The following is a 12,074-nucleotide window of genomic DNA, read 5'->3' on the forward strand; positions in this document are numbered from 1 at the left end:
TTAACCCAACAGGTAGTATTTCAACGTGTGTTTCATATCCGGGCTGAGATCGTCGATTGATTTCAGCATCCAACGCAGATAGCCAGGATCTTCCAGCGCCACCTGCTCAATAGATTGCCCACGATATTTGCCGAACTTGAATTTTTTCAATAATACCGGCTGCTCGGTGATTTCCAGCATCTGTTCTGGCGTCCAACCGGAGTCCTGCACAATGCGTTGTAGCAGTGCGGCGGTGACATAGCAGTCGTACAGTGCGCGGTGTGGATAGAGCGCGGTGTCCTGTGGCAGTTGCACATCCAGATTCAGCGCATAGCGCAGGTATTGATTACCATATTTAATGTCTGGGTACAGCGTACGTGCCAGCTTGAGGGTACAAATCCAGGCACCGTTCATTTCTGGCAGCATGGCCCGATCAAAGGCAGCGTTATGCGCAACATAATATTGGCTGCCCTGGTAACGCCCAATAGCGACGGCGATACGCGGCTTGCCCTCAACCATCTGCTCGGTGATGTGGTGAATGGCCATGGCGTCCAGGCCGATAGGCCGATCTGGGCTGATCAGGTCGCTCATCGGATTAGTGATTTGCCCGTCGATCACGTCAACGGAAGCGACTTCCACTACGCCGCCGTCTAGCCCACAGGTTTCAGTATCGATTACACGTAACATCATGATGTTCCCGGCTAAAGTCTATTCCCTAGCTTAACGATATGGGGTTGCGATGCCAACCTGTCTTTTCGCAGGCAACAAAAAACCCGCCTCGGCGGGTTTAACTACGGTCAGAAACTGATTTACTCACCAGATGTAGACGACTGTCCTTTTTTGGAACGTTTCTCCGCTTTTTTCTCGGCTGGGGTTTTCAACGGCTTCTTCTTCGCATTTTTCTTGCTGTCCATTCCCTTACTCATGATGGCCTCTTGGTTAACCTATGGTTGGGTGGCTTGCCGAACCATTAACCCCCTAGCGGCCACCATATGCAAGCAGCAAAGGGTATGGAAACGTCAACGCCTTGTTTATCCAATGATTATTTATTATTAACCTTTATGTGTTAAAAATGTTATAATGTAACAAACCTATGTACACGGAGTGTGCCATGACAGTCATGACATTATTAAGCGAGCAACAACTGCTGGCGATGCCAGAATCTGATTACATGAATACGGAGCAGCGGGCGTTTTTCCGCCAACGCCTATTGGACGAGCAACAAAAACTCTGGCAGCACATCGACGTGTTGAAACGTGATATCGACAGCGGCGATATTAGCGGTGACGAAGCGGATAAAGCCGCGCGCGAAGAAGATCTGCGCCTGCTGTTCCGCCAATTGGATCGGGAAACCCGCCTGCTGCCCAAGATGGCCGCCGCCCTGCAGCGCCTGGAAACCGGTGATTTCGGTTATTGTCTTGAAACGGGTGAGCCTATCGGCCTGCCACGCCTGTTATTACGCCCCACGGCAGAGCTGAGTATTGAAGCCAAAACCGCACAAGAAATGCGCGAACCTCATATGCGTAAAAGCAAGTCGACTTCATTTTGAGCAAACGCACACTAACATGTTGGTATAGGTGGAGGTTTTAGCGTTTTACCGTTGACCTGATGAGCGGCTTCGGCTTTGATGAGGGTATCACTCACAGAGAGACGTACGCGCCATGGAACAATTACGGGGTTTGTACCCGCCATTATCCGCCTATGACAGCGGTTGGCTGGATACTGGAGATGGGCACCGGATCTACTGGGAGCTGAGCGGCAATCCAAACGGTAAGCCTGCGGTATTTATCCACGGCGGGCCTGGCGGTGGTAGCGCACCTTATCATCGCCAGCTGTTCGACCCGCAGCGCTATAAGGTTTTGCTGTTCGATCAACGTGGCTGTGGCCGTTCCAAACCGCATGCCAGTCTGGACAATAACACTACCTGGCACCTGGTTGATGATCTCGAAAGACTGCGTGTCATGGCCGGAGTGGACCAGTGGCTGGTCTTTGGTGGCTCCTGGGGTTCCACGCTGGCGCTAGCCTATGCACAGACGCATCCGCAACGCGTCAGCGAGATGGTGCTGCGGGGGATCTTCACGCTGCGTAAGCAGGAACTGAGTTGGTATTACCAAGATGGTGCTTCCCGCTTCTTCCCGGATAAATGGGAGCGGGTGCTGTCTATCCTTTCGGAGGAAGAACGCAAGGACGTGATTGCTGCCTACCGTCAACGCCTGACGTCACCGGATCTGCAAGTGCAGCTTGAGGCTGCCAAATTGTGGAGCGTGTGGGAAGGGGAAACGGTAACGCTGTTGCCAAGCGGTGCCTCTGCCTCTTTTGGCGAAGATGATTTCGCGCTGGCCTTTGCCCGTATTGAGAACCACTACTTTAGCCATCAGGGCTTTCTCGACAGCGATGACCAACTGCTGAGCAACGTTCCGTTGATCCGTCATATTCCGGCGGTGATCGTTCATGGCCGTTACGATATGGCCTGTCAGGTACAAAACGCCTGGGATCTGGCCAAAGCCTGGCCAGAGGCTGAACTTCATATTGTCGAAGGGGCAGGGCACTCCACGGATGAACCGGGTATTTTGCACCAGCTGATGCTGGCAACCGACCGTTTTGCCGCCCCTCACGCCAACCCTCTCCCATAGGGAAAGGGAGCTGTTAGCCCCTGCTCATTTGGAGGTAAATCGTTAACTTTAGCAAAATCGATCACCTCCTCATCCAAGGTGAGTCCCGATAAATTTCAAACACACTCGATCGGTTCCCTCTCCCTGTGGGAGAGGGTTAGGGTGAAGGGCCATTACTTCATTTTAGGTTCGTAAGGCAGGCGAGAGAATTTGTGTGATTCGACGCGATAGTGCATCACACGCTCGCGGAAGTAGTCCTGCAGATGCTTTGGCTGCTCACGTTCCACCATCTCAGGGATCACCGGCATATTGTAGCGTTCCTTGAATGCCACTCCAGACGCGGCCAGATCAACGTTCACCTTGTCCATCTCGTCTTTGGAAAGCTCTGCCAGATTGTAACCCATGGGATCCTCCTTCTAGTGTGTAACGGCAACTCAGCGCAGAAGGTAATCTACCGTGCCGCGCTTGGCAAGCTTCTCAAGCCAACATATCCCTATCATCTTCAGACTCTGGACGTAGAGTCATTACAAAAAACAGGGTGATATAATGTTTAAGCCTAATGTCGTTGGTTTATTTTGTTAAATAAGAATGATTCGTCTTACTGTAAATATAAAGATGAAAATGATTATCATAATAATTTAATGTTAAAATAAGTTATTTATAATACTTTGAATTTATAGGTAAATTTCACCTTAAATTAATGAATGTAAATCAAGTGTTTTTATTTTGTGTTAATCAAGGCATAATGTGGTCAATTAAGTTTATGACCTGAGAAAATAATAGGGATCCTCATGCTAACGCAAGCAATGACCACGAAACTGAATGAGCAACTGAATCTGGAATTCTATTCCGCCAATTTGTATTTGCAAATGAGCGCCTGGTGCAGCGATAAAGGCTTCGAAGGGGCTGCCGCATTCCTTAAAGAACATTCACGCGAAGAGATGCAGCACATGCAGCGTTTGTTCGACTACCTCAGTGATACCGGAGCGTTGCCACTGATCGGCAGCATTTCTGCACCGCCGGTAGAGTTTGAATCACTGGCGGACGTTTTCCAGCAGACTTACGAGCATGAGCAACTGATCACTCGTCAAATCAATGAATTGGCGCACGTGGCTATGACCACACAAGACTACTCAACCTTCAACTTCCTGCAATGGTACGTTGCCGAGCAGCACGAAGAAGAGAAGCTGTTCAAATCCGTACTGGACAAGCTGGCGCTGGTAGGCAACAGCGGCAAGGCACTGTTCTTCATTGATAAAGATCTGAAGAGAATGGGTGCCGAGGCAGTAAGCGGTAACGGCCAGGCCTGATAACCCGCTTTTGTCATCAATCTGAAAACCGCGTACTTTTCACCGTACGCGGTTTTTTTTGCCCTGTATTTATCGTGCAGCTATAGCGATACGTGCTGCCAGATCGCAAAATATCAGTGATGTGCTCGACTTGCCGATTCACCGTCGTTATGATTTAACGCGATACGCTACCGGGAGGTAGAGAGTTATAACAGTGAGTTACCCACTCCTTCTGCTGTTTACCCGTGGCGCAATCACAGTGGTGGGTTGAGGCTGCGGAAACATCGCTCCGCGTAACCGGTCTTGGCCCTTATCACCTACATAATTGATAAAGGACTCCTCCGTGATCGCTAAAATTCGTTCATCCTATCGCCTGCTTTCCACCATTTTTGTACTGTTTGTCGGCTTGTCTTCTCAGCAGGCGTTGGCGCATGCCCACCTGAAAGTACAGACTCCGGCGGCAGACGCCACCGTAAGCTCTGCGCCAAAAGTGTTGACGCTGAATTTCTCCGAAGGCATCGAGCCTAACTTCAGCGGTGTCAAAGTGACCGGCCCAGATAACGCCGTGGTTAAAACTGGCAAGCTGGATCTGGATCCAAGCAACAATACCCAGATTAACGTACCGATTGAAGGTGATCTGGCTGCGGGGAAATACCAGGTCAGCTGGCACGTGGTTTCCGTTGACGGTCATAAAACCAAAGGTCAGTACAGCTTTACCGTTAACTAAGCTATGACTCTGGCGACCCTGTTTGTGCTGTGTCGCTTTGTGCACTTTACGGCGGTGATGCTGATGTTTGGCGTCAGCCTGTTCACCGCCGTCCTGTCGCCACAGCGCCTTTCCCCGATAATCACCCGCGATTTGCGCCCGCTGCTGCTCGCCTCGACCTGGATCTCCGCACTAACCGCCTTGCTGATGCTGGCCATTCAGGCCGGATTGATGGGTGATGGCTGGGCGGATACCTGGCAATTGAGCATTTGGTGGGCGGTGTTGGGCACCACCTTTGGTGAGGCCTGGCGCTGGCATCTGGGTTTTTCCCTGCTGGCCTTGTTAGCCTTGCTGCTGCCTGCGGCAAAGCGGGGACAAGCGCTGGCGCTGTGCTCGGCACTGCTACTGATCAACATGGCGTTTATCGGCCATGCGGCGATGCATGCGGGCATATTGGGCATAGCACACCGAGTTAACCACGCCTTGCACCTGTTAGCGGCAGGCTACTGGTTCGGCAGCCTATTACCGTTGTTGCTTTGCCTGCGCTACTTGCCACAGCCGCAGTGGCGTAGCGATGCCATCGCCACCCTGATCCGTTTCTCCCGCTGGGGCCATGTTGCCGTAGTGCTGGTGATCGTCACGGGCATAATCAACAGCCTGATTATCCTTGGCCGCTGGCTAGTCGATCTCGATTCCGCCTATCAACGCTTGTTGTTAGTTAAAGCCGGGCTGGTGGCACTGATGGTAATGGTGGCATTGGCCAACCGTTACGTTATCGTCCCCGCGATGCGCACCACCCCCAATCTGGCACAGCGCGGAGTGGTGATCGCCTGCTGGCTTGAGGTGGCGTTGGGTGCTGCGGTGCTGCTGTTGGTGAGTTTATTTGCAACCTATGCACCGGTATGACATTGCGCCTTGCCGGATGCCCCCAAACTGCGGGAAAATCGATTTAAATCGCAACTTAAGGCCAAAAACATGAAATCTGTAATTCTTGGTATTGCGCTGCTGGCAACGGCGTCGAGCGCGCTGGCGGCAGATAAGCTGGTTAACGTCACTAAGCTGGAGTACGGCAAACAGTGGGCGTTCACCAAAGAGGAAGTCACGCTGCAATGCCGCAAAGGGGCCGCCTTGTTCGTGCTCAACAACAGCACCCTGATGCAGTATCCGCTCAATGAAGCAGCTGAAGCACAGGTGAAAGCGGGGCAGCAGCGTGCCCAATCGCTGGATGTGATCCTGCTGGATGATGCCAACCATCCCGGCCAGAAAATGAGCGTGCAACCTTTCCGCGAAAGAGCAGAAAAATTGTGTGCTGACTAATCAGCTAACCACCCGATACTTATGCAAAAGTTTACGGGTGGTGACGAGATGTACGTAATTAATTTCTGTTTGTAACTATCACTTGTGTGCGCTGGGCTGGCAAAACTTGCACCTTGGACTATTCTTAGAATGCACGGTTGAACAAACCTTGCATAAATGCCAACTTTTAGCGCACGGCTCTCTCCCAAGAGCCCTTTCCCTAGACCGAGTATAGGAATCGTACTCGGTCTTTTTTTATCCCGTTGATTTTAAATACTTATTTAACCCTCTTTGGGAGAAAGCTCCTCTTCTCCCCGAACAAATCGTAGGTATCATGAGTGCCTCTACAGGGATAGGGTGAGAGGAATAGCTTGACCACAAACTCCTTCAAACCCCCACCCAACCCCGCTATACTGTATAAAAAATCAGTATGGAGAGTACGATTGGCCAGACGTTCTACCGCACCAAGGCTTGAGTTTGAAGCAGAAGCCATTTACCAATACCCGGAACACCTACGCCAATGGCTGGAAGGCTTGCCCGCTTTACCTGGGGTATACCTGTTCCACGGTGAGTGCGAAACCATGCCGCTCTACATCGGTAAAAGCGTGAACCTCCGCAGCCGGGTACTTTCACATTTGCGCACTCCAGATGAAGCGGCCATGCTGCGCCAGGCCAGGCGTATCACCTTTATCAGAACGGCGGGGGAAATAGGGGCGTTGTTGCTGGAAGCGCAACTGATTAAACAGCAGCAACCGCTGTTCAATAAACGCCTGCGCCGCAACAGACAGCTCTGCGCATTGCAACTCAATGATGACAAACCCACGGTGGTGTATGCCAAAGAGGTCGATTTTGCCCGGCACGCTGGGTTGTTTGGCCTTTTTGCCAACCGGCGTGCGGCACTACAAGCACTGCAGTCTATCGCCGATCAGCATCAGCTGTGTTATGGGCTGTTGGGGCTTGAGCCATTAAGCAAAGGCCGCCCTTGTTTTCGTTCTGCACTGAAGCGTTGTGCCGGAGCCTGTTGTGGTAAAGAAAGCCTGGCCGATCATCGGCAGCGCTTGGTCTCTGCTCTCGAGCAAAGCCGAGTGGTGTGCTGGCCGTGGCGTGGCCCGATAGCCTTGCGAGAGCAGGGGGCTGATATGGCGCAGTACCATATTATTCACCACTGGTTATGGCTGGGTGCAGTAGATAGTCTGGATGAAGCGAGGGAGTTAATGATTGCTGCGCCGGGCTTTGATAGCGATGGCTATAAAATTTTATGCAACCCCGTGATCGGTGGAGAGTACGAGATTATCGATCTCTACGAAGAAACCTGAGTTAACGGTTTCGTACCAGACAGCGGGCCTGCGCGGGTGTTTGAATCAAAGACGGACGCCAGAACCGATACCAATAGTGGCCGTCGAACGCCCCGAACTACCGCCAGAGCCAGAAACACTGACCGAAGTACACCCGGTCAGCAGGATGACTAAAAGGGTACCTGCAATAATTTTCATAAAGCCCACCTGATTAGCCCTGCAACGCATGAATCAACTTAGCACAAACCAACTATAAGATGAATCCATATTGCCCGCTAGTCAGGGGAGGGCTAGATTGATCGGGTATCCCCTCATTGAGGTTATTTAAAATGCTCAAGCATCGCTGGTCGGCCCTCGCACTTGCGTTGGTCGTGTTCACTTCCTCTGCCTCTGTTATGGCCAATCCAGGGAATGGTAATGGTAACGGAGGTGGGCATGGTAATTCCGCTAACCATGGAGACAATCACGGGAAGGGTAATTCAGATAAAGGCCATTCAGACCAAGGCAAAAAAGCTAAAGCCGGTCATGACGATCTGGTTGCCGTGAATATCACTTATGACCGTGTGCGGCCCCTGGCGGTAAACTATGGATTAACCGGGTATCAATCTTTACCCCCAGGCATCGCCAAGAACCTGGCACGGGGCAAGCCATTACCCCCAGGGATCGCCAAGAAAATGGTGCCTGCTTCAATGCTGGGACAACTGCCATCTTATCCTGGCTATGAATGGCGTATCGCCGGGAATGATTTAGTTCTGGTGGCCTTAAGCACGGCTATTGTTGCCTCTGTCATCAATGGGGTATTTGACTAGCTACTGGCCTGCCCTGGGTAATTATTCAACGATAGTTACCCAATAAATCAATTGGTTACACATCAATGGCCCCTATCCTAGCCGAGGATGGGTACTGGAAAGAGAGGCCAACTTTCTTTCCTTACCGATCATGACCATATCATTCACGGTGAAAATCTCTCTTCCTCCCACCATTCGGTATATCTATACTGTATAAAAACACAGTATAGAGACATACCCCTATGAAACACTTTGTTCCAACACCAACCCCAGAGAAATTGTACTTGCCGCTGTTTTCCGATCGGGTGCCTGCTGGCTTCCCTAGCCCGGCGCAGGACTACGTCCATGCCAGGATCGATCTCAACGAATATTGCATCAGCCACCCGAATGCCACTTACTTTCTCTATGCCTCCGGTGAAAGCATGCTGGAGGCGGGCATTACCGATGGTTCGATGCTGGTTGTCGATCGCAGCATTGGGGCCGAACACGGTGACATCGTGATCGCCAGCGTTGGTGGTGAGTTCACGGTAAAGCGGCTATGTCTGCGGCCAGTCGCGCAACTCGAGCCGATGAACCCCAAATATCAACCCATTCCGCTACGCGATGGCGCTGACGATTTAGACATTGTCGGCGTGGTGGTATCGACCATCACGAGGCTCAAGTAATGTACGCGCTGGCCGATGTGAACAGCTTTTATGCCAGCTGTGAAATCCTCTGGCGACCAGACCTGCGAGGTCGTCCGGTGGTGGTGTTATCAAATAACGATGGCTGCGTAGTGGCCCGTAACCAAGAGGCCAAAAAATTGGGGATGACGATGACCGGGCCGTATTTCAAGGTCAAGCACCAGTTGGAACGGGCGGGGGGCGTCGCTTTTAGTAGCAACTACGAGCTGTATGCCGATATGTCCTCCAGGGTGATGACGATATTGGAAGCGTTGGTGCCGCGCGTTGAGATCTACTCCATCGATGAAAGCTTTCTCGATCTGTCTTCGCTGCCAAACTGCCACAATCTGGAGCAGTTTGGGCAGCAGCTCAGAAAGAAGGTGCTGCGTGAGACAGGGCTGACGGTAGGCGTCGGCATTGCGCAAACCAAAACGCTGACCAAGCTGGCAAACTTTGCCGCCAAAAAGTGGGTAGAACAAACCGACGGCGTGGTCGATCTTTCCAGCCTGGAACGGCAGCGTAAGCTGATGAACAAGGTGCCGGTAGAGGAGGTCTGGGGCATTGGGCGGCGGCTAGCAAAAAAGCTGAACGCGATGGGGATAGAAAGTGCGCTGCAACTGGCTGATGCCAGCACCACCATGATACGTAAACGCTTCAGCGTAGTGATAGAACGGACGGTGCGGGAACTGTGTGGTGAACCTTGCCTGGAACTGGAAGAATTCGCGCCAACCAAGCAGCAGATTATCAGCAGCCGCAGCTTTGGCGAACGCATCACCGAGTATGAACATATGCATCAGGCGATTTGTTTATATGCCACGCGGGCGGCAGAAAAGTTGAGGGTAGAACGGCAGTATTGTCGGCACGTTAGCGCCTGGATCAAAACCAGCCCGTTCGCCACTCACGAGGCCTATTACGGCAATTCGGCCAGCGTCAAATTGAATACACCAACGCAAGATACTCGCGATATTATTGCTGCCGCGATGCGCTGCCTGGATGCCATTTGGCAACCCGGTCATCGTTTTGATAAGGGCGGCGTGATGCTGCAGGATTTTTTCAGCCAGGGCGTTGCACAGCTCGACATGTTCGATGAGTATCAGCCCCGGCATGGCAGTGAAGAGTTAATGAAGGTGATGGACTCCATCAATAACTCGGGCCGGGCCAAGCTATGGTTTGCTGGCCAGGGAACGCAGCAGGTGTGGTCAATGAAGCGTGAACTGCTGTCACCGGCTTATACCACCAGGCTGAGTGATTTGCCCCGTGCTCGGGTATACTGAGCGGCGCTTTTCCCTGACCACAACGCCATAATAATCCACTGGATGGAGATCCACTCACCGTTGGTGGTGGCCGAACGGGCAAATCACAGTTTTGATCCTTTCCCAGACGAAGGGCGGATCTTGCCTTTTGGCTCGGGAGCCGCCATTTTTTACAACTATATCGATCTGGTGCTGCATAACCCGGCTCAGGGTAGTGTTCAGCTCGTGTTCAACGTTGCGGAGCGCCAGTTTCCACCAAAGGGCAGGACTCGGTGGTGTTACATTCTGAACGGCTATACCAGAACGATGTGGTGGTAAAATATGATGTTGAAGAACAACAGGTTGAGTGAATATCGTCAATTACGCTGAGCATCAGCGTCCTGTCATTGACAGCACAACGGTAACAGAAGGAACCCTTATCATTAAGTGGGTAATATTTAGTTAAGCAGAACAAACACTGCGAATTAAATCGGGTGGAACATTAGAACCACTCTGCTCTCTTATTAGAATAAGGATATTTACCATGAATAATACCGTCAATGGAACCATCAATTTTGCTGGACAAATCGTTGCCCAAACCATGGGGATTGAAGAGGGGGGCATTATTGTACAGCGGCCACGCAGTGCTGGCCTCACCGTCAGCGTTAACGGCAGCGAAACCCAAAATGGCTATGTGCAGCTTGGGGCAGTAAGCGAAGTACAGCTGGCAAACTCAGGTGCCCAGGCACAGGCAACCCGCTTCGACATCCGCGTTGCAGGTATCCCGGAGCAATATACTCACGCCTTGGTGTTTTTTGAGGGGGGCGCTACGGTTGATGCTGTCACCGGCGGCCTGATTAATATGGCGGAGGCAGGTAACGTACAAATTCAGTTGCGTGACCAGCAAAACAATATTGTGCAGGCAGGTAGTAATGCTCAGATGGTGAGTTCGGCGTTTTTCCCGGTGATGAATGGTGAGGTTTATGCCTCCTTTGCCGCAAACTTCTGCAGTACCGGCCGCGCAACGCCGGGTAATGTGGCGAGCAAGGTTGATTACACGCTCTATTTGTTTGAGCTGGCGGCCTGATTGATCAATAGCGCTATTTAACCCACCGCTCGGTGGGTTTTAGACTGCTTCCTCCTCACTCCAACCCTCTCTCAAAGGGCGAGGGAGCCACTCGGGCCTAGATTTATTGCCCAACCAAACCATCGGCCTTCACCCAGCCCGTGGTTTTATCGCCGGTTTTGGGGTGAATATAGCTCACAAACAAAAATTCCTTATAAGGCTGCCCGTGCGTGGCGGTAACGCTATCGCCATTGACGACAAACTTCCCGCCTTCATCTTGGCAGAGCTCATCCGGCGAGTCGTAAAAATAGAGTTTTTTGCTCTTCACCAGATACTTCGCCGTAGGCGAGGCCACTTTGCTTATTGCAGCTTCGGCGTCGGCCTGCGCATCGTGGCAAATCTCGTCAAGCGGGGCCAGACGATCAACGTTTATCCAGCCGGAGGCATTGCCATAACCGACTAACAGATAGCCATTTTTCTCACCTTCGACGGGCTCAAGCGCGGCATAACCCACCACTTGCACCTTGTCATCCGGGATCACAAATTGAGATTCATTGACGCACAGCTCGGTGGGGGCGGTGTGAAAATAAGCCCGGCCTTTACCACGCACCACATATTTAGGGGAATCGGCAATGATTGAGCCTAATTTCATCTGGTCCAAAATGGCCGCGCAGCGCTGCTCCTTCTGTAGGCATTGCTGGTATTGTTTGCCGTACTGTGGATTAAAGGTGAGTTGCAGCGGATGCTGTTCGTCGGCACTGTTATCCAGTAGCTGTCCGGTTTGCGGATCGTACATGACCCAACCAAGATGCCCGGCCCCTGGTGAATCAGGTGTGGGGGGCTTTCGGCGATCGAACAGTTGAATGGCCTGTATGCCGTTGGCCCGCGGTTCAATATTAATTTCCAGCTTGTCCGCTGGCACTTTCTCCGCCCGGATCAGAGCCTGATTGCTGCTGGCTAATAGCTTGATCAACGGAGCCTGACAGTCAAACAGCGAAGCAGGCCGGTTGGGGGTAAAACCTGGGCCTACTGGCGTCACGGCCTGTAGCGCTGTCCAGGGCGCAAGCAGCACTATTCCAACTACGGCTAACGTGGCGAGCTTCTCCATTTCTATCCCATCTCCGGTGAGGCAGCATACCTGCCGGCCGC

Annotated in this window: 16 protein-coding genes; 12 read left to right on the forward strand and 4 right to left on the reverse strand. The window is 52.1% G+C overall.

Annotated elements, in window-relative coordinates; translation table 11 throughout:
• Positions 1 to 669: an exodeoxyribonuclease X gene (gene exoX / locus A6U95_RS18745; RefSeq protein WP_065685558.1), complete on the reverse strand. Its 669-nt coding sequence runs from the start codon at positions 667 to 669 to the stop codon at positions 1 to 3.
• Positions 670 to 1,090: 421 nt separating this feature from the next.
• On the opposite strand from exoX, the gene A6U95_RS18750 reads away from it, so the two are divergent.
• Together A6U95_RS18750 and pip are read left to right on the forward strand one after the other, a co-directional pair.
• The gene (locus A6U95_RS18750) at positions 1,091 to 1,528 is read left to right on the forward strand and encodes a TraR/DksA C4-type zinc finger protein (RefSeq protein ID WP_021806760.1); all 438 of its coding nucleotides are present in this window, start codon (positions 1,091 to 1,093) and stop codon (positions 1,526 to 1,528) included.
• Between the two features lie 112 nt (positions 1,529 to 1,640).
• Positions 1,641 to 2,612 carry a prolyl aminopeptidase gene (gene pip / locus A6U95_RS18755; RefSeq protein WP_065685559.1) on the forward strand — a complete coding sequence of 324 codons (972 nt, stop codon included), beginning with the start codon at positions 1,641 to 1,643 and terminating at the stop codon, positions 2,610 to 2,612.
• A 152-nt stretch (positions 2,613 to 2,764) separates the two neighbouring features.
• Here the strand turns inward: pip and A6U95_RS18760 are convergent, their stop codons facing one another.
• Positions 2,765 to 2,995: a DNA polymerase III subunit theta gene (locus A6U95_RS18760; RefSeq protein ID WP_021181054.1), complete on the reverse strand. Its 231-nt coding sequence runs from the start codon at positions 2,993 to 2,995 to the stop codon at positions 2,765 to 2,767.
• 387 nt (positions 2,996 to 3,382) lie between these two features.
• Here A6U95_RS18760 and ftnA point away from each other — a divergent pair, with 387 nt between their 5' ends.
• The 5 genes from ftnA (at position 3,383) to cho (ending at position 7,198) form a co-directional block, all read left to right on the forward strand.
• Positions 3,383 to 3,901 carry a non-heme ferritin gene (gene ftnA, locus A6U95_RS18765; RefSeq protein WP_021806759.1) on the forward strand — a complete coding sequence of 173 codons (519 nt, stop codon included), beginning with the start codon at positions 3,383 to 3,385 and terminating at the stop codon, positions 3,899 to 3,901.
• A gap of 322 nt (positions 3,902 to 4,223) precedes the next feature.
• Positions 4,224 to 4,607 (forward strand): CopC domain-containing protein YobA, encoded by a 384-nt coding sequence (yobA, locus tag A6U95_RS18770; protein WP_065685560.1) that lies wholly within the window; start codon positions 4,224 to 4,226, stop codon positions 4,605 to 4,607.
• A 3-nt stretch (positions 4,608 to 4,610) separates the two neighbouring features.
• Complete coding sequence (gene copD / locus A6U95_RS18775) at positions 4,611 to 5,492, forward strand: copper homeostasis membrane protein CopD (RefSeq protein WP_065685561.1); 882 nt, start codon at positions 4,611 to 4,613, stop codon at positions 5,490 to 5,492.
• A gap of 69 nt (positions 5,493 to 5,561) precedes the next feature.
• A complete protein-coding gene (locus tag A6U95_RS18780; RefSeq protein WP_021806756.1) occupies positions 5,562 to 5,903 on the forward strand; it encodes a YebY family protein in 342 nt (113 codons plus the stop codon).
• A gap of 422 nt (positions 5,904 to 6,325) precedes the next feature.
• Complete coding sequence (gene cho, locus A6U95_RS18785) at positions 6,326 to 7,198, forward strand: excinuclease Cho (RefSeq protein ID WP_065685562.1); 873 nt, start codon at positions 6,326 to 6,328, stop codon at positions 7,196 to 7,198.
• Positions 7,199 to 7,243: 45 nt separating this feature from the next.
• On the opposite strand, the gene A6U95_RS31730 is transcribed toward cho, so the two are convergent.
• A complete protein-coding gene (locus A6U95_RS31730) occupies positions 7,244 to 7,375 on the reverse strand; it encodes a hypothetical protein (protein WP_256388592.1) in 132 nt (43 codons plus the stop codon).
• A 131-nt stretch (positions 7,376 to 7,506) separates the two neighbouring features.
• On the opposite strand from A6U95_RS31730, the gene A6U95_RS18790 reads away from it, so the two are divergent.
• The 5 genes from A6U95_RS18790 to A6U95_RS18810 all read left to right on the forward strand — a co-directional run bounded on the left by A6U95_RS18790 (position 7,507) and on the right by A6U95_RS18810 (position 10,946).
• Positions 7,507 to 7,986 carry an anti-virulence regulator CigR family protein gene (locus A6U95_RS18790; protein WP_065685563.1) on the forward strand — a complete coding sequence of 160 codons (480 nt, stop codon included), beginning with the start codon at positions 7,507 to 7,509 and terminating at the stop codon, positions 7,984 to 7,986.
• A gap of 221 nt (positions 7,987 to 8,207) precedes the next feature.
• On the forward strand, positions 8,208 to 8,630 hold the full coding sequence (umuD, locus tag A6U95_RS18795) for a translesion error-prone DNA polymerase V autoproteolytic subunit (RefSeq protein ID WP_065685564.1): 423 nt from the start codon (positions 8,208 to 8,210) through the stop codon (positions 8,628 to 8,630).
• Complete coding sequence (gene umuC, locus A6U95_RS18800) at positions 8,630 to 9,901, forward strand: translesion error-prone DNA polymerase V subunit UmuC (protein ID WP_065685565.1); 1,272 nt, start codon at positions 8,630 to 8,632, stop codon at positions 9,899 to 9,901. The genes umuD and umuC overlap by 1 nt, the downstream gene beginning before the upstream one ends.
• 42 nt (positions 9,902 to 9,943) lie before the next feature.
• Positions 9,944 to 10,198: a VanW family protein gene (locus tag A6U95_RS18805; RefSeq protein WP_074423376.1), complete on the forward strand. Its 255-nt coding sequence runs from the start codon at positions 9,944 to 9,946 to the stop codon at positions 10,196 to 10,198.
• A gap of 205 nt (positions 10,199 to 10,403) precedes the next feature.
• Positions 10,404 to 10,946 carry a hypothetical protein gene (locus A6U95_RS18810; RefSeq protein ID WP_065685567.1) on the forward strand — a complete coding sequence of 181 codons (543 nt, stop codon included), beginning with the start codon at positions 10,404 to 10,406 and terminating at the stop codon, positions 10,944 to 10,946.
• Positions 10,947 to 11,049: 103 nt separating this feature from the next.
• Here A6U95_RS18810 and A6U95_RS18815 read toward each other — a convergent pair whose 3' ends face one another.
• Positions 11,050 to 12,033 carry a hypothetical protein gene (locus A6U95_RS18815; RefSeq protein WP_139102411.1) on the reverse strand — a complete coding sequence of 328 codons (984 nt, stop codon included), beginning with the start codon at positions 12,031 to 12,033 and terminating at the stop codon, positions 11,050 to 11,052.
• Positions 12,034 to 12,074 lie beyond the last annotated feature (41 nt).

Origin of the sequence: Serratia sp. 14-2641 (assembly GCF_001692375.1) — a bacterium.
Taxonomy (GTDB): domain Bacteria; phylum Pseudomonadota; class Gammaproteobacteria; order Enterobacterales; family Enterobacteriaceae; genus Chania; species Chania fonticola_C.